Consider the following 17139-nt stretch of genomic DNA (forward strand, 5'->3'; position numbering starts at 1 on the left):
TCCCCCGGCTTGACCGGGGGATCCCAGCACAGGGCTGTCATTCCGGCGGCGGATGCGCAGACGTAAATCCTGCTTGACAGTGCTCTGGCACCGGTCTGGCACCGGCCTGGCACCGGCCTGGCACCGTTCTGGCACCGACCTGGCACCGGCCTGGCACCGGTCTGGCACCGGCCTGGCACCGGCCTGGCACCGTTCTGACACCCCGATACTCCCCTTTCCTTGCCACATTCTGGGCGCAATCAGAACTGGAATCCCATGACCCGCATGAACCGGATCCTCATCCTGCTTTTTGCCGCGCTGGCCGGGCTGCGCCCCGCGACAGGCGCCAGTTGGGCCGAGGAACGCGAAGCCGTGCACGCCCGCCAGTTCGCCGCTGAGGGTCGTCACGAACTGGTGGTGGCCCAGTGCCGGCAGTTCCGCGAACGCTTTCCCTCCTCCCAGGCCGGCGACCTGATCCTCGAACTCGAGGGCCGGGCCTGGCTGGCTCTGCAACGGCCGGCCGAGGCCCTGGGCGCCTTCCAGTCGCTGGTGCAGCGCCACTCCTCCTCGCCGCTGGCGCCCGGCGCCCAATTGGCCGCAGGCGAGTGTTTGGCCCGGCTGGGACGCACGGGCGAGGCGGTCAAGCAGTGGCGCCGGCTGGCCCAGCAGCACCCGGGCAGCCCGGAGGCCGTGCAGGGCCTGCTCGAGGCCGAAGCGAACACCCCGCGCAGCGAGCTGGCCACGCGGGAGGAACTGCTGCGCCTGGCGGCCGAACTGGATTCCGAGAGCGATCAGGGGCTGGAGGCGCGGCGCCGTTGGGCCCTGCTGCTGGTGGAACAGGGCCACGCCGCCGAAGCCCGGCAACTGCTGGACCGCGTGCTGCGGGAGTCCGCGCCGGGGGCCGGCCAGCTGCGCGCCCTGCTGGAACTGGACCGTCTGCTGGTGGAGAACCAGCAGGGCGAGGACGCGCTGGCGCTGCTGGTGCGGGCCGAGGCCCAGTACGAGGACGATCCCCTGCGCGGCCGGCTCTGGCTGGCCCTGGCCGCGCGCCGGCTGGAGCTGGGTCGCCTGCTGGAGGCCGAGCGCGGACTGCGCTACGAGCTGGAGCAGGAGGACGCGGCCTTCGACTCGCCTGCCGTGCGCGACAGTCTGCGCCTGCTGCTGGGCGACGCGCTGGTGCTGCAGGGCGCGGATCTGGAGGCGGAAGGGGCCTGGGCCACCTGCGCGCGGCAGACGCCCGTCGTGCGGCTGCGGCGCGCCCTGGCGCTGGCGCGGGCCGGTGCGGGCGCCCAGGCCGCGGAGCACTTCGCCGCGGCGCTGGATTCCCTGTCCGCCACCCCGAATCTGACTCCCGACTCCGCCCGGTTGCTGGCCGTGGGCCTGCTGGGTCTGGCCCGCGAACAGGACCAGAGCGGCCTGCCCAGCGTGTCCTGGGAGCGCGTGGGCGAACTGAGTCGGCACGTGGAGCCGGACCACCCGGAAGCCACCGGGCTGGCGGAGATCCTGCTGCGGCAGGGCCTGCTGCCCGAAGCGACCCGCCTGTTGGAGGCCCAGCGCGGCGATCCGCTGCAGGCGGATCGCCGGGGCCTGTTGCGCGTGCGGCTGGCCGTGGCCGGCTCCGACTGGAGCCGCGCGGTGGAGTTGGCGCGCATCTTCCAGGAACGCTGGCCCGTCTCGCCGCTGCGCGCGGAGGTGGACAGCCTGGATCAGCAGCGGGCCCGGCCCCGGGCGCGCAAGACGGAACTGGAGCGCTGGCTCAAGGATCTGCGCCAGACAGGCGCGGAGCGCAATCCGCGGGCCGCGCTGGAGATCGGCTGGCTGCAGCTGCGCGAACTGCAGTCGCCCCAGGAGGCGCTGCGGACCTTTCAGTCGCTGCCTGACAAGGCGGACGGCAACCTGCAGGCCGAGGCCCGGATGGGCCGGCTGGCCGCGTTGGTGGAACTGAAGCGTGTGGACGAGGCCCGCGAGGAGTGGGAGGCCGAGGACCGCCAGCTGGCTCGTTCGCCTTGGGGACTGCAGGCCCTGCGCGCCCTCTGGTCCTCCGAGCCCGCGCCCAGCCCGGAGGAGCGCCGGGAGCGCATCGCGCTGCTGGAGGGCCTGCGCCGCGCCGGGCAGTGCGATCCCGCAGCGCTGGCGGGCGAGCTGCTGGACCAGTGGAACGGGCTGCGCGAAGCCATCGGCGCCGAGGGCGGCAGCGCCCAGTCCCAGGCGGACTGCGCGCGCAAGGCCCTGCAGTGGGCGGACAGTCTGCGCGAACCCGATCCCGGCCGCGTGCTGGCCCGCTCGCTCTGCCGTGAGACACTGGGCGACCAGGAGTCCGCGCGCCAGGACTGGCTGCGCATCCTGCGGGAGTCCGTCGAGGATCCCGCCGCGCTGGTGGCCGCGCGCAACCTGGCCCTGGACGAACGCGCCGACAGCCTCGTGCGGGATCTCGTGTTGTCTCACGCCACGGAGGACTGGGCCTGGCATCCGGTCTCCGCCGGCCTGCAACGGGAGATCGCCGTACTGGAGCGCCGGGCCGGCCGTCCGGAGGTCTCGCTGGCCATCTGCCGGAGACTGCTGGCCGAGGACGAAGCCCGGCGCGTGCCGCTGCCCGGCGCGCCGCCGGCAGATCCGCGCCTGCTGGACGAACTGGGCCAGGGACTGGAGCAACTGGGCGAACGCGCCGAGGCCCGCCGCAGCTGGTTCCGCGCGCTGGGCGGCCCGGTGCTGGCGGACACGGCGCTGGCCTCGCGCCTGTTGCTGCGCGTGGCGCGCAGTTTCCACAGCGACGGACGGGACGAAGACGCCCGGCGCGCCTGCCGCACCCTGACCACCGTCTTTCCCGGCACGCCCGCCGCCGGGAGCGCCGTGCGCCTGCTGGCCGCGCTGGAGAGCGGCGCCGGCCGCAACGCGGAGGCGCTGGTGTTGCTGGAGAGCCTGCGCCCGGCCAAGTCCGCCGACCTGGCCCTGCGCACCCAGTGGATCAAGTCCCTGGCCCGTGCGGGCCGGGAGAAGTCCAGCCGCCAGGAATTGCAGCGGCTGCTGAAGGAGAACAACGGCCGGGTCAGCGAGGACACGGTGAAGGCCGCGGTGGGTCTGGCCCAGGGACTGGGACTGCTGGAGCGCGGTCAGCCTGCCGAGGCGGAGAAGGCCTTTGGCCAGGTGGCGGGCAAGCTGGACAAGACGCCCCAGGCACCCGCGGCCCAGCTGGGCCTCGCCCGGGCCCTGCAGGCCCAGGGCAAGGACGCCGCCGGCCTGAAGGCGCTGGGCGTGCTGGAGAAGCGCTGGCCCCGCGCCCCGGAGCGGGCGGACGCGGCCACCCTGCGCGCCGAACTGGCGGAGGCTGCGGGTGACACGGCCCAGGCGCTGGCCAATCTGGAACGGGCGGTGGAGCTGAGCGCGCCGCTCCGGCGCGAGGCGGCCCTGGGTCGCTGGATCGACGGCGCGGACCGCCTGCGGCGGCCGCAGGTCCGGCGCCAGGCGCTGGAACGCTACGTGGCCGAGCATCCCCAGGCCCGCGACGTGCTGACCCGGCGGCTGGAACTGGGCGAATTGCTGGCCCGGGCGGGGGAGACGGCCACGGCACGGGCCGCGCTGCGCTCCCTGCAGGCCGAGGCCGACGAGACCTGCGCGGCGGAGATCCAGTACCGGCTGGGCGAAGTGGCGGAGGGCGAGGGCGACCTGCCGGGCGCCATCCTGGAGTACCAGAAGGTGCCGCACCTCAAGGACTCCTCGAGCCTGGACTGGGACGCCAGCGCCATGTTCGCCGCGGCGCGCTGCTGGGAGGCGCTGGGACGGCCGGCGGAGGCCCGTGAGACTCTGCGGCAGATCGCCCTGCGCCACGGCGCCAGTTCGGGCCACGGGCTGCGGGCCGCCGTGGAACTGGAGCGGCTGGGCGCCGGGCAGCCCTGAGGACGGGCGGAGCGGTGGAGCAAGGAGGGGCGGCGGCATGACGACCACGAATCCCTGGCTGGCGGCGGCGGAAGCGCTGATCCCCCTGGCCCTGGAGGAGGATCTGGGGCGCGGCGGGCCGCCCTGGCTGCCCGGCGATGTCACGGGCAGCGCCTGCGTGCCCGCCGGCCGGACCGGCTCCGCCTGGATCGAGGCGCGCCAGGCCGGCGTGGTCTGCGGCCTGCCCATCGTCCGGGAGGTGTTCGGACGCGTGGCCGAGGATGCTCCGCTGGAGGTCCGCTGCCTGGTGGACGACGGCGCGACGGTGGCGGCCGGCCAGCGGCTGGTGGAGCTGGACGGCTCCCTGCGGGCTATCCTGGCCGGGGAACGCACGGCGCTCAACTTCCTGCAACGCCTCTCCGGCGTGGCCACCTCCGCGGCCGCCCTGGTGGCCCTGGCGGGACCGCGCCTGCAGGTGCTGGACACGCGCAAGACCACGCCGGGCTGGCGCCAGCTGGAGAAGCTGGCCGTGCGGGCCGGCGGCGCGGGCAACCACCGGCTGGGTCTGCATGACATGTACCTGATCAAAGAGAACCACATTCGCGCGGCTGGCGGGCTGGCCCGGGCGGTAGAGGCCGCGCGCGCCCAGCGTGCCGCCGCCGGCCGGCCGGAGATGGCCCTGGAACTGGAAGTGGAGACGCTGGACGAGCTGCGACAGGCCCTGGAACTGGGAGTGGACTGGATCATGCTGGACAACTTCAGCGCGGAGCAGATCGCCCCCGCGGTGGCCCTGGCCGCCGGCCGGGCCCGCCTGGAGGTCAGCGGCGGCATCCAGGGGGACCGCCTGGCCGCGCTGGCGCGTGCCGGCGTGGATCTGGTCTCGGTGGGCGCCCTGACCCACAGCGCCCGGGCCTTCGACTGCTCGCTGCTCGTTCGGGAGAACGGCGCATGAGGCGTGTCACGGGATGGGCGGGTCTGGTCCTGCTGCTGCTGCTGGCCTGGCTGGGAGCCCGGGCGGCCGTGGTGGACAAGGGCGCCGGCCGGGACGTGGACGTCCTGCTCAGCGAGGGCTTCGAGTCCGAGTCCTGGCGCATCGCCTGGACCGTGGTGGACCGCGACGGCTCCGGCGACTCCTGGGGCCGGCTGGGCACGGCGCAGTACTACGCGCCCCACGCGGGGGACTGGGCGCTGGGCAGCCGCTACCGGGACGACGGCGAGCCCAACGACGACTGGCTGATCTCGCCGCCCATGGAACCGGATTCGGCGCGGCGCTTCTTCAAGATCTGGTACCGCAGCCAGGACCCGAACTATCCGGAGACGGTGGAGTTCCTCGCCCTGCAGCGGGATGCCGCCCTGGCGCCCGGGGAGCTGGCCGCCCACCTGGACGAGTTTCAGCTGCTCGAACGCTTCAGCGAGGTTTCCGTCACCTGGCAGGAATTCACCGAGGAGCTGCCCGTGGGCAGCGGGGGCGTGTGGTACTTCGCCGTGCGCAACGTGTCACAGGACCGCTTCGTGCTGCTGGTGGACGACGCCACGGGTTTCTCCACGGTGACGCTGCCGGGACAACGCTGGCAGCTGGAGGACGCCTACCGGCGCTTCGACTTCGGGCTGATGCAGCGCGACTCCATCGCCCAGAAGCCCTTCCGCATCTGGAACCTGGACGCGGCCGACAGCCTGGCCCTGGTGATCCACCGGCGGCCCCAGCCCCCCTTCCTGCGTTCCAAGGCCCGCCGGGTCGGGGCGGCGGAACTCCGCTGGGACGTGGACAGCACGCTCTACCTCTGGAAGGCGGACCCCGACAGCGTGGGCAGCCAAGACAGCCTGCGCATCGACTTCGGAGTCCGCTCCTTCTACGTGGACACCCTGGATTCGGGTGAGCTGGACACGCTGCGCTACCACGGCACCTACCTGGACACCCTGGAGTTCGACCTGTTCCACGCCTCGGACGGCGAACTGCTCACGGTCAGCATTCCCTTCAGCGTCTCCTTCTGGTCGCCGGACTCGGCCGCCCGGCTGGACCTGCATCAGGACTTCGAGAGCGAGCTGTCGGCGGACTGGAGCGCCCAGGCGGGCAGCACGGACACGCTCTCCTGGCAGCGCGCGCAGACCAGCAGTTCGGCCAACTTCACCGTGCCGGCCCACAGCTGGTTCGCCTGCGTCAACAGCGACGCCCGCGGCCGCTTCACGGCGGACGGGCTTCCGCTGGTCCAGGACGCCTGGCTGCTCAGCCCGTGGCTGGATGTATCACACACCCGGGAGGGCGAGACGGCCCGGGGCCTGCTGCTGGCCTGGGACCAGTACTACCAGTCCGGCGCCGGCGACACGCTGGAGATCCTGGCGGACAGCGCCGGCACCGGTTGGCGCACCCTGGCCCGGCCCGTCGACGGCGAACACTGGGAGACGCGCAGTCTGGACTTGTCGGGCCTGGCGGGCACGGACAGCCTGCGCCTGGCCTTCCGCTACCAGGGCAACTGGTCCTACGGAGCGGCGCTGGACAACCTGGTCCTGCTGACGGTGGCCGACGCCCTGCCGGGCACGCCCGCGCCCCCCGCGCCGCCGCGTGCGCACGCCGACGAGGTGCTGCTGGCGCCCAATCCCTTCAATCCGTTGACCCAGATCCGCTGGCAGGCCGCCGCCGCAGGACGCCTGGAAGTGACCGTCTACAACCTGCTGGGCCAGCGCGTGCTCAGCGCCGGGCCCTGGCTGCTGCACCCGGGCGCCAACGCCTTCCCGCTGGACTTCAGCCGGCTGGCCTCGGGCGTCTACCTGGTGCGGATGGTCAACACCGGGGCGGACGGCCGCGCGGCGCAGCAGCTGCGGCGCGTGACCTTCCTGAAGTAGACGGCGGCAGTTCCGCGGGAGGCCTTGGTGGACGTGCCCGAACTCCCTGCTTGTCGCCCGCTGCGTGGGTGGCCTCCCGTTGGGTGGGTGCGGCGCGTGTTGCCCATCCTGCCGGTCCTGCTGGCCGCCTCCGCCAATGCCGCCTGCCTGCTCTCCACGCCGCCCGACAAGGGCGCGCGCATCGACGAGGCCTTCCAGCACGTCACGCCCGGCTCCGACGGCTACTTCGAGCTGCACTGGAACTCCAGCGGCGACTCGGCCCTGGCCGCCGAGCACGTGCCGCGGATCCTGGCCGCGCTGCAGGCGGCGCGCGCCCACTATCTCTCGCTGCCCGGCGCCTGGGACGCCCCGCTGGGCCTGCGCGAGCGCTACCCCGTGCTGGTGGTGCGGCAGGACATGCCCGGCGCCACCACGCTGCCCTTCGAGGAGGACGGCACTGGCGGCCTGAGCTGGATCCAGCTCGACCACCAGCCGGAGCGCTGGGGCGGCGACCCCGGCGAGTTGCTGGACGTGACCTGCGCCCACGAGTTCTTCCACGCCCTGCAGTTCGCCCGGGGCGCGGACCTGCGCAACCTGGCCTTCTACGAGTCCAGCGCGGTCTGGGCCGAGGACCAGGTCTTCCCCGACCACGACGACTGGGCGGTGCGCTACCTGCCGGCGCTGCTCACCGACCTGCGGCGACCGCTCACCTTCACGGGCGGGCTGCGCGAGTACGGCGCCGGCGCCGTGCTGAAGTTCCTGCTGGCGGCTGAAGCGGATTGGTCGCCCTGCCGCGCGGCCCTGGAGTACGGGGCGCTGACGGGCGATTGCTGGCCGCGGCTGCTGGACAGCCTGCAGGCCCCGCCGGCGAATGAACTGGCGGCCTGTCTCACGGAACTGCTACGCGCGGGGGATACCGACCGCGACTGGCGCGTGCCCGAGTTGGCCGGCCAGCCGGCGCCCCTGCGCGCCACCTTTCCCGGCCTGACCCACGCGGGCGGAATTCCGGCGGAGGCGCAGGAATTGGAGGGACTCGCCTGGGAGGCCCTGGCGCTAAGCGACGCGGGCGGTCTGCGGGCCGCCGGCCAGGGTTTGTATCACTTGGCGGAACGTGCGGAACAGCCCGTCGCCTGGGCGGATTCCGCACGGATGGCCGTGTCCAATCGGGACTGGTTGCTGCTGGTGAACGCGGGCACCCCGCCGCGGGCCGGACTGGGCTGGCTGGAGTGGACGGCCGCCGCCGCGCCGCTGCGCGTCTGGCCCAACCCGGGCGGTTTCCGGCGCCAGGTGCAGTTCGCCGGCGCCTCGCACCCGCTGGAGATCCGCAACCTGTTGGGCCAGCGCCTGGCGCTCTGGACGCCTCCCGGTCCGGGTCCCGGCCCCTGGGAGCTCGTGCTGCCGCCCGCGGCCAACGGTCCGCTGCTGCTCGGGGACCCCGACCGCGGCGCCGCCGTCCGGCTCAGCGTGCTGCGCTGAGCCCTCAGCGGCAGGCGGCCAACAGCTCCACGGCCTGTTCCAACTCCTCATCCGTGGTCAACAGGTCCGGGCAGAACCGCACGCCGGCGGAGCGCGCGTCCGTGTTCACCCCGGCGCGCTTGAGCCGCCCCACCAGTTCTTGCGGATCGGGACAGGGCAGAGTGAGGAAGGCGCCGAACTCCGGCCCTCGCCCCAGGTGGGGGATGTCCCGGGCCGCCAGCAGGTCGGAGAGCAGGGCCTTCTGCCGCAGGTTCCAGGCGCGCAAGCGCTCCACGCCCACGGCGGCCGTGAAGGCCAGGCCCGCCCGGGACTGGTGGAAGACCAGCGGCGGGAAGGTGGACTCCAGCCAACCGTCGCCGTTCTCCGCTAGCACCAGTTTGTCGCCGCGCGTGAAGGCGAAGGGATCCCGGCGGGCGAACCAGCCCGTGTCCAGCGTGCCCGCGCCGCTGCGCAGGGCCTGGGGCGAGACGTAGAGCCAGCAGGAGCCGGGCCCGCCGCGCAGGTACTTGTAGCTGCCGGCCACGGCGTAGTCCACGTCCAGGGCGGCCAGGTCCAGCGGCAGGATGCCGTAGCCGTGATACACGTCCAGCAGGATGCGCGCGCCCGTGGCGTGGGCGGCGGCCACCAGCTCGGGCAGGTCCGCCAGCACGTGGCCGTTGGCGAAGAAGACCTGGGAGATCACCACCAGGTCCACCTCGCAGAGCACGGGGATCAGGTCCTCCACGTGGAGGAAGCCGTCCGGCCGCGCGTCCACCCAGTGCAGCTCGGCGCGTCCCAGGGCCTCGTACTGCTTGAGGATGCTGTCCAGGCTGTCGAATTCCGCGCGGCTGGCCAGCACGCGCGGCACGCCCGGCAGGGAGTTCAGCACGGCGCGCAGACCCTGGCCCGCGCTGGCCTTGGGCACGATGCAGTCCACGCGCGGGGCGCCGGCCAGCGCGGCCGTAGCGGCACGGAAGGATTGCATTTCCATCCACCACGGGCCCCAGGCCTCGTCCAGCTCGTCGTACCACAAGCTGAGGCCCTCGGCCAGGTCCTGCGCCGTCTGGTCCAGCGGGCGGCCCAGCGAGTGGTTGGCCAGGTAGATCTCGCGCGAGTTCCGCGCCAGAATGCGGGAAAACAACGGCCGGACGTGGGTTGCGATCCCCGCGGCCGTGAGCGGACCGTCGCCCAGCGCGGCCCCCAGGTCCGATAGGCAAGTCATGATGCGTCCTCCATCCGTGTGCGCACCTCGATCAGCTCCGGGAAGAAACAGAGCTCCAGCGCCTTCTTCAGGAAGCCCACGCCGCTGGATCCCCCCGTGCCCGGCCGGTGGCCGATCACACGCTCCACGGTCTTCATGTGGCGGAAGCGCCAGAGTTGGAAGGCCTCCTCCACGTCCAGCAACTTCTCGGCCATTTCGTAGGCGTCCCAGTGCTCGGTGGGCTCCCGGTAGATCAGGCGCAGCGCCTCCAGCACGGCGGAATGGGCCACGTAAGGCTGTCGCAGGTCGCGCTCCAGATGCTCGGCCGGGATGGCGAACCCGCGCCGGGCCAGGTGCCGCTGGAACTCGTCCCACAGGCTGGGGGCCGCCAGGTCCGCCAGGATCTGCCGGTGTTGCTCCGGGTCGTGGCGGAAGATCTCCGCCTGCCCGGCGTGCTTGTTGCCCAGCAGGAATTCCAGCGTGCGGTATTGGAAGGACTGGAAGCCCGACGACTGCCCCAGCGCCGGCCGGAACTGCGCGTACTCGCTGGGGGTCAGGGTCTCCAGCACGGCCCACATGTTGAAGAGTTGCTGCTGGATCAGTTTCACGCGGGCCAGGATCTTGAAGCAGGGCTCCAGCTCGTCGCGCCGCACGTTCGCCAGGGCTGCGCGCAGTTCGTGGATCAGCAGTTTTAGCCACAGCTCGCTGACCTGGTGCTGCACGATGAACAGCAGCTCGTCATGCTGGCCGGAGAGCGGCTGCTGCGCCGCCAGCAGCGTATCCAGCTGCAGGTAGCCGCCGTAGCTCATGCGCTCGCGGAAGTCCGTGGCGATGCCCGCCTCCAGGTCGCGGTAGTTTCCCAACCCAGTCCTCCATTCTGTCACCTGACCTTCGATCGGCCCCAACACGGCCAGCACGGCGCATTGGGAGGGGTTGCGTCAGACACCTTCCCCCGCCCAGCGGGGGAAGGACGGGATGGGGGCGTACCCCAACCCCACTTGCATCATGAGGCGCAAAAGCCGACGGCGACCTAGAGATTCCATTGGCAATCAGCGCACACTCAACGGAGATTGCGTGCTGCTGTCTGTCACCGATGTGCCGCGATTCGTCCGTCTAAACCTGCGCGCCAACCGGCGGACAGGGCCAATGCTCGCGCTGCGTCAATTCCTCGCAGAGCCGCCAGAGCCGCTCCTCGGCTGCGGGGTCGGCGAACTCGCAGGGCCGCTCCTGGCGCTGGCTGTGGAAGCCGCCGCTGCGGCCCTCAACTGCCGGATCCGCCGCCAGCCAGACGGCCGTGTCCGCGCCCTGCTCCACGCTCTTGCCGCGCAGCAGGCCCGCGACGCCGATCATCAGCCGTGTGAGCGGATTTGTATCACGGAACAGCCGGGTCTGCACCAGCCCGGGGGCCATGGAATTCACCGTCACGCCGCGCGCCGCCAGCCGCCGGGCCAGCGCCCGGGTCAACATGCGGTCGCCGGCCTTGCTCTCCTGATAGGCCCGCTGGCCGTTGTAGGGCCGGCGCAGGAACTGCGGGTCGTCCAGCTCGGGCGCCGCAGCAAAGGTGGAGGCCACGTTGACGATGCGGCCTGCCCGTCCGCCCCGCTCCGCCGCGCCCGCCTCCAGCAGCGGCAGCAGCTCCAGCGCGGTCAAAAATGTGCCCAGCACGTTGGTGGCGAAGGTCAGCTCCAGGCCCTCCGGACTGGGCCGCCGCGCGGGCAAATGCACGCCGGCGTTGTTCACCAGCACGTCAAGTTTTCGTCCGTCCCGGGTCAGCCGATGGGCGAAGGCGCGGATGCTGGGCGGGCTGGAGACGTCCACCTGCCGCACCTCCAGCTGCGCGTCCGGCAATTCTTCGCGCAGTTCGTCGATGGTGCGCGCGCCGGCCTCGGCGTCGCGGCAGGCCAAGATCAGCTGGGCGCCCTGGGCCGCCAGTTGCCGGACAATCTCCCGGCCGATGCCGGAATTGGCGCCGGTGACCAGGATGCGGGGCTGTGCTTGTGTCACGTGGACTCCTCTGCTGCGCGTGGGCGGGGACCCGTTCCAACATGCGGATCGCGGCGCGAAGACACCAGCACTCCGCCGCCGCACGAAGTCCCGCCAACTCCGCCCGGCGGCCGGAGGATCCGCGCCGGGCTTCCGGCCGCGGGTTTTCCCAAGCGCAGCGTTTCGGCTTGCCCAACGCCATCCGGAAGATGATCTTGTAGACGAATCTGCATGTGACGACGGCGCCTCCCCCCGACGACCGCCGCCCCGCGCCGGGCTGGCCCGCGCGACACCCTGCCTGGAGGCCTCATGAAGTCCGCTTTGCGCACCGGCACGCTGGCCCTGCTGGGCCTGCTGCTTGTATTTGGCTGCACCGACGACAGCGATGAGGGTGGTGATCCCGGGCCCGCGGCGCCCCTGGTGAGCCAAACCGACTGGGCCCCCGGCGCCGATCCCGGCCTGAACGACCAGCCCCGCGGGCGGCTGAACTGGTTCCCGCGCACGACCACGCTGACCCAGCAGCAGATCCACCCCGGCTGGCCGCACAACGACGAGGTCACGCTGCTGGAGCTCGTGCACCAGCCCTTCGCCTTTCTGGCGGGCAGCACGACGCACTACGTACCCGACAGCTGGACCAGCCTGAGCAGCCGGGTGACCCTGGACACCCTCGCGACGGTGCTGGAGTGGAAGCTGCTCTTCGCGTCGCTGCCCGACGCCGGCGTGCTGGTGATCGACATCGGCGAGTTCAGCGAGGATGTGAACGGCAACGGCGTGCTGGACAGCGAGGACGCCAACGGCGACGACGTCCTGCAAGCCGCCGAAGAAGACCTGGGCCTGGATGGCCGGAGCGGCCCGGATGTGCCGTGGCCCCTGCCCGTGGACTTGATGGGCTGGACGGGCACGCCCACCGAGCAGCTGGCGCAGTTCGGGATGGTCCACGACTGGAACGACGCGGACGGCAACAACCTGCGGGACGCCAGCGAAGCCTGGTCCTGGGACGACTGGTCCGCCGCCGACGAGGCCGACCCGTTGAGCGCCAACCCCTGTGGCACGGAAGGCAACGGCCAGGACGCCGACTACGACCAGCCGGACAGCGAGGACCTGGACGGCGACGGCGTGCTGGACACGGCGGACAACTACCGCCGCTACACGCTGCCGCTGGACCCCGCCGCCCCCACGCAGGATGCCGCCATCACCCAGCTGAACAATTCCGACTGGCTGCAACTGAGCCTGCAACTGGAGCGCGCCCACACCACGGTGGGCACGCCCAACCCCGCCGGCCCCCAGCGCGTCCGCCTAAGCCTGACCGGCTTTGATTACCCGGCAATTCTCTACCTGACCTGGTTCGATTGGAGGTAGGGCGCCGGGCACCATGGATTGCATCGCGCCGTGCCTCACTGGGCAGCCCCGGTAGACTGTCACCCCAGCGAAAGCTGGGGTCCCGTGGGGTAAGCGTTGGTCGAATTGGATTTTAGCCATACATGGAGAAGTCGCAGCGGGTGTACTTAGAAAGTACCTCTGTGCATTTCTCAACTCAGGAGATAATCATGTTTCGTTTGTTTTTACACGCCTTCATTCTCGCCGCGACTATTGGCATCGCACATTCCCAGGATGCACTGAATTGCACAATGCTGGGTGCCACGGAAGGTGCTTGTCGGGCCGTCGCTCAGCTGGGTAATCTCGTGTTCTTGGGGTCCGGTGCGACAGTGATCACACTGGATATTCATGACCCTGGGCCGGCGATAAAACTGAGTGCATGTCCTATGCCTGATGAGGTAACTGACATCGCCATTCAGGGCGACATTGCATATGTAGCTGCTACACATTTCATTTGCTTGGTAGATATTCATGATGTGGTTCATCCGCGACAAATTGGACAATGGTATACGCCAGGATATATACATGAATTAAATGCAATCGGAAGTTTGGTATATCTGTCAGACGGGCTTAGCTTTAAAATCCTTGACTGTGATGATCATGAAAATCTCCAAGTGGTGGGGGAATTTGATCCACAAGACAGCATATGGTACTTTGATGTTCAAGATGATCTAGTGGCAATAAATCATTCTAATGAGTTTACGCTGTTAGATGTAAGTAATCCAGAAGAGCCTCTGGTTCTCGGTAGTTATGTTGGATTGTCATATACCCCACGAATAGCTCTGCATGACAGCTTACTCTATTCGGCCGATCCGATTAATGGAATCCACGTTTATGACATAAGTATTGCAGATCAAATTGAGGAAGTTGGATCATATCAATTGAGCGGCAGTGTGTTGAATTTTAAGTATTATAGTGGAAAATTGTTGTGGGGTGATTTCAACGCTCTTCATGTATTTGACGTATCCAATCCAATACAACCGATATTGGCAGGACAGATTCAATGCCCGTCCTCCGCTTGGGGATTCTGCGCCCTGAATCAGAGGATTTGCATTGCAGATTATCGTGAAGGATTGATTGCCGCTGAAATCGATGATCCGACCAACCCTGTAGTTTGGGGCACCTATGAAATCGATGGACTCGCCTATGCATCCATCCCTAGCGATGGGATTGCCTGTGTTGCCGGAGTAACAGGAATAGATGTCTATAATACAACTGTAAACGGCTGTTACGAAAAGCTGGATTACTTACGAACAACAGGACTCCCGATAGGTATTGCAGTTCAAGACAGTTATGCTTATCTTCCTGTGCTAAATGAAGGTCTATGGGTCGTGGACATCCACGATCCGGAGCAACTTCAGGAGGTAGGATTCATCGAAACAGAGGGAAACTTTCTGGCAGTGACAACCGCCGGTAATCTCGCTTACACTTCCACCTATCCTCCAGGAATCGAGATTTACGATATCAGCAATCCCGTCCTGCCACAGTTGCTGGGTCGTGTAGAAAGTGCGGCTCAAGTTCGTGACATCGCAGTGGATGGGAACTGGGCATATCTAGCCGAAAGCGATTCTGCTCTGATCACCATCAATGTCAGCGATCCAGCGCACCCCATTGCGGTCGGCCGTCTTGATCTGCCGGGGCAGGCCAAATCCGTGGCTGTTGACGGAGGACGTGCTTTGGTTGCCGCCGACCAAAACGGTCTACATTTCATTGATATCGCGGATCCGGCCCACCCTCACGAACAATATATTTACACAGCAAATCCTTACAACGAAGCGGTCGCCATTCAAGGCGATTTAGCCTTTGTTGCAGCAAACAGTAATGGCCTGCGGGTATTGGATATCAGCGACCCACTGAATGTTAATGAAGTAGGATTCTTCGAGACTCCAGGAAATGCCACCGATGTGCAGGTCGTCGACAGGGTTGCATATGTGGCTACGCACTCTGGGGGAGTGGTTGCTATTGAATTCGATCCTGATGCAGATTTATATCCCGGTAATCCTTCCATTCCCATCTCGACTGCGCTGATGACGAATTTTCCCAATCCTTTCAATCCAGCGACAAGGATTAGTTATAGGGTGCCAACAACTGGGCATGTCACAATTGAGATTTTCAATTTGGCCGGTGAGCTGGTGCAAACGCTTGTTAACAAATCGCTTGCAGCAGGTGAGCATCACATTGTTTTCGATGGTAGTTCATCGGCGAGCGGCATCTACATAGCACACTTGACAACAGATCAAAACAGTATTGTAAACAAAATGCTTCTACTTAAATGATGCTGAAGAGTCTCGATAAGTGTCGAATTATAGATGGTTAACATTGCTAGCAGCCGACTTTGCGCCTGTCACGGCGCTTGCAATCGGAAGGGATAAGAAACGTCGGTAGGAGAAAGGCAAGCGCCGCGCCAGGCGCGCCATGGCTGAAGCCGACGTTATGCGAGTTGTTAAGGAGTAGCGAGTTTGAAACTCAAGAACAATGAGTATTGCCAAATATTATGCAAACTACTGATATGCTGCATTTTGATAGTCTTAGAAGGTAAAGCACAAGAGCAACCTAAAGTGACCTTCATCTGGGTGGCGGCCGCGGGCGGAATGAGTTTCATTCCGTTGGGTGGGACATCTGTTGGTTTTAGCGTTAATATGAAAACGAAGCAAAAGTATGCAGCTCAGCTTGCGTACAATAAAAACGAGAATGTTGCCTTCTTCAACGAATCCATAATCACGAACACGATCCACCTTGGCGTTGGAATGGAAGGTGATTGGTTTGGCAAGTCGATCTTCTTTGTCGGGCCAGCCTATGTTTGGGGAAAACGCGGGGCTGTTGACTATTATTCAGAACCGCTCTTTTTTGCCCCGGGTTTGGCTGTGAATCTGCAGTGGCTGATCAATTCCGCGGTTGGAATTGACATGGTTGGGAATTTCAATAGCGAGCAAATTTTGTGCGGAGCGCGACTTGTGCTTTTTGTAGGCAAGAAGCGTGCGGCTGATTAGATAACGGGTCACGCTGCTTTCCGCCGCGGGAAGGCCCATCGCCGTCGAACCAGCCCGGGCGGTCGCCATCGAAAGCCCGAAAACCCACCCACAGGAGATCCCATGAAATTCGGTGCCCGCAACAACCTGAAGGCCACCGTGACCTCGGTGACCAAGGGCGACGTCATGTCGCTGGTCAAGTTCGAGATCCAGGTCCCGGCGGGAATGGCCTCCGTGCTGACCACGGAGTCCGTCGACGAGCTGGACCTGAAGGTCGGTGATCCTGTCAGCCTGGTGGTCAAGGCCATTCACGTGCTGCCCGTCAAGGAATAGTTGTCGCCCGCGCTTGCGAACTTCCTCCCGGATCGCGGCCGTTGCCGTATCCACTGACTGACAAATTCCGCCGGGAGGCCCGCCTAAGATGGACCAACGCATCACCGGATATGTCCGCCTGGCCGGCATCGCGCTGCTGGTGCTGGGCGCGCTGGCCGTGCTGCGGATCTTCCTGCCCGCCATCCTGTTGGCCGGGGTGGTCTGCCTGGCCACCTGGCCGCTGTTTCTGCGGCTGCGGCGCCTGCTGGGCGGACGGGTCAGCCTGGCCGCGCTGATCATGGTCCTGGGGATGATCGCGCTGGTGGTGGGCCCCACAGCGCTGCTGGCCGTCAATCTGGCGGGCAAGGTAAGCGCCGGGGTGGATACCGTCCGCACGCTGCTGGGCCAGGGGCCGCTGACACCGCCCGCCTGGCTGGGCCGTCTGCCCGTGGTGGGCGGGCAGCTGGTGGCCTACTGGCAGGCGCTGGCCAGCGGCGGCGACGAGGCCGTGGCGCTGCTCAAGAGTCTGCTGGAGCCCGCCCGCGCGCTGCTGCTGGGCACGGCCGCGGCGTTGGGGCGCAGCCTGCTGCAGATGATCTTCGCCGCCTTCATCGGCTTCTTCCTCTACCGCGACGGCGAACAGCTCCACCAGCATCTGCGCAGTCTGGCGACCCGGCTGGCCGGCGGGCTGGGCGACGAACTGCTGGACACCGTCCACGGCACCGTCTCCAGCGTGGTGCACGGACTGTTCGGCGCCGCGCTGGCCCAGGCCTTCGTGGCCTTCGTGGGTTTCCTGATCGCCGGCGTGCCCGGCGCGCCGCTGCTGGCCTCCGCCACCTTCTTCCTCTCGCTGATTCCCGTCGGGCCGCCGCTGCTCTGGGGCGGCGCCAGTTTCTGGCTGCTCTCCCAGGGCGCCTACGGCCGGGCCATCTTCCTGATCCTCTGGGGCCTGCTGGTGATCAGCAGCATCGACAACCTGGTGCGGCCCTACCTGATCAGCCGCGGCAGCCGCCTCTCCATCCTGATGATCGTGCTGGGCGTGGTGGGCGGGATCGCGGCCTTCGGCTTCATCGGCATCTTCATCGGTCCGCCCATCCTGGCGGTGGGCCTGGCCCTGCTGCGCCAGTGGACGGATCAGCAGGCGGTGTGAGACAGCGATCAGCCGGCCCA

Annotated in this window: 12 protein-coding genes; 9 read left to right on the plus strand and 3 right to left on the minus strand. The window is 67.6% G+C overall.

Annotation, left to right across the window (positions count from 1 at the left end):
• The first annotated feature begins 255 nt into the window (after positions 1-255).
• The 4 genes from WC326_04405 to WC326_04420 all read left to right on the plus strand — a co-directional run bounded on the left by WC326_04405 (position 256) and on the right by WC326_04420 (position 8148).
• A complete protein-coding gene (locus tag WC326_04405) occupies positions 256-3873 on the plus strand; it encodes a tetratricopeptide repeat protein (GenBank protein ID MFA7330297.1) in 3618 nt (1205 codons plus the stop codon).
• A gap of 37 nt (positions 3874-3910) precedes the next feature.
• Positions 3911-4804 carry a carboxylating nicotinate-nucleotide diphosphorylase gene (gene nadC / locus WC326_04410; GenBank protein ID MFA7330298.1) on the plus strand — a complete coding sequence of 298 codons (894 nt, stop codon included), beginning with the start codon at positions 3911-3913 and terminating at the stop codon, positions 4802-4804.
• Entirely contained in the window at positions 4801-6693 is a 1893-nt protein-coding gene (locus tag WC326_04415; GenBank protein ID MFA7330299.1) for a choice-of-anchor J domain-containing protein, read from the plus strand. Before nadC ends, WC326_04415 begins: the two co-directional genes overlap by 4 nt.
• 96 nt (positions 6694-6789) lie before the next feature.
• Positions 6790-8148 carry a hypothetical protein gene (locus WC326_04420; GenBank protein ID MFA7330300.1) on the plus strand — a complete coding sequence of 453 codons (1359 nt, stop codon included), beginning with the start codon at positions 6790-6792 and terminating at the stop codon, positions 8146-8148.
• Positions 8149-8152: 4 nt separating this feature from the next.
• Here the strand turns inward: WC326_04420 and WC326_04425 are convergent, their stop codons facing one another.
• The 3 genes from WC326_04425 to WC326_04435 all read right to left on the minus strand — a co-directional run bounded on the left by WC326_04425 (position 8153) and on the right by WC326_04435 (position 11332).
• Complete coding sequence (locus WC326_04425; GenBank protein MFA7330301.1) at positions 8153-9349, minus strand: aminotransferase class V-fold PLP-dependent enzyme; 1197 nt, start codon at positions 9347-9349, stop codon at positions 8153-8155.
• Positions 9346-10137: a tryptophan 2,3-dioxygenase family protein gene (locus WC326_04430; GenBank protein ID MFA7330302.1), complete on the minus strand. Its 792-nt coding sequence runs from the start codon at positions 10135-10137 to the stop codon at positions 9346-9348. The genes WC326_04425 and WC326_04430 overlap by 4 nt, the downstream gene beginning before the upstream one ends.
• Positions 10138-10441: 304 nt before the next feature.
• Complete coding sequence (locus tag WC326_04435; GenBank protein MFA7330303.1) at positions 10442-11332, minus strand: SDR family NAD(P)-dependent oxidoreductase; 891 nt, start codon at positions 11330-11332, stop codon at positions 10442-10444.
• A gap of 288 nt (positions 11333-11620) precedes the next feature.
• On the opposite strand from WC326_04435, the gene WC326_04440 reads away from it, so the two are divergent.
• The 5 genes from WC326_04440 to WC326_04460 all read left to right on the plus strand — a co-directional run bounded on the left by WC326_04440 (position 11621) and on the right by WC326_04460 (position 17119).
• Positions 11621-12670: a hypothetical protein gene (locus tag WC326_04440; protein ID MFA7330304.1), complete on the plus strand. Its 1050-nt coding sequence runs from the start codon at positions 11621-11623 to the stop codon at positions 12668-12670.
• 188 nt (positions 12671-12858) lie between these two features.
• Complete coding sequence (locus WC326_04445; GenBank protein MFA7330305.1) at positions 12859-14964, plus strand: T9SS type A sorting domain-containing protein; 2106 nt, start codon at positions 12859-12861, stop codon at positions 14962-14964.
• A gap of 183 nt (positions 14965-15147) precedes the next feature.
• Entirely contained in the window at positions 15148-15678 is a 531-nt protein-coding gene (locus WC326_04450) for a hypothetical protein (GenBank protein MFA7330306.1), read from the plus strand.
• A 102-nt stretch (positions 15679-15780) separates the two neighbouring features.
• On the plus strand, positions 15781-15990 hold the full coding sequence (locus WC326_04455; protein ID MFA7330307.1) for a TOBE domain-containing protein: 210 nt from the start codon (positions 15781-15783) through the stop codon (positions 15988-15990).
• Positions 15991-16078: 88 nt separating this feature from the next.
• Positions 16079-17119, plus strand: a complete 1041-nt coding sequence (locus WC326_04460; protein ID MFA7330308.1) for an AI-2E family transporter — start codon at positions 16079-16081, stop codon at positions 17117-17119.
• Positions 17120-17139 lie beyond the last annotated feature (20 nt).

The organism is Candidatus Delongbacteria bacterium (assembly GCA_041675285.1).
Taxonomy (GTDB): Bacteria; CAIWAD01; CAIWAD01; order CAIWAD01; family CAIWAD01; genus CAIWAD01.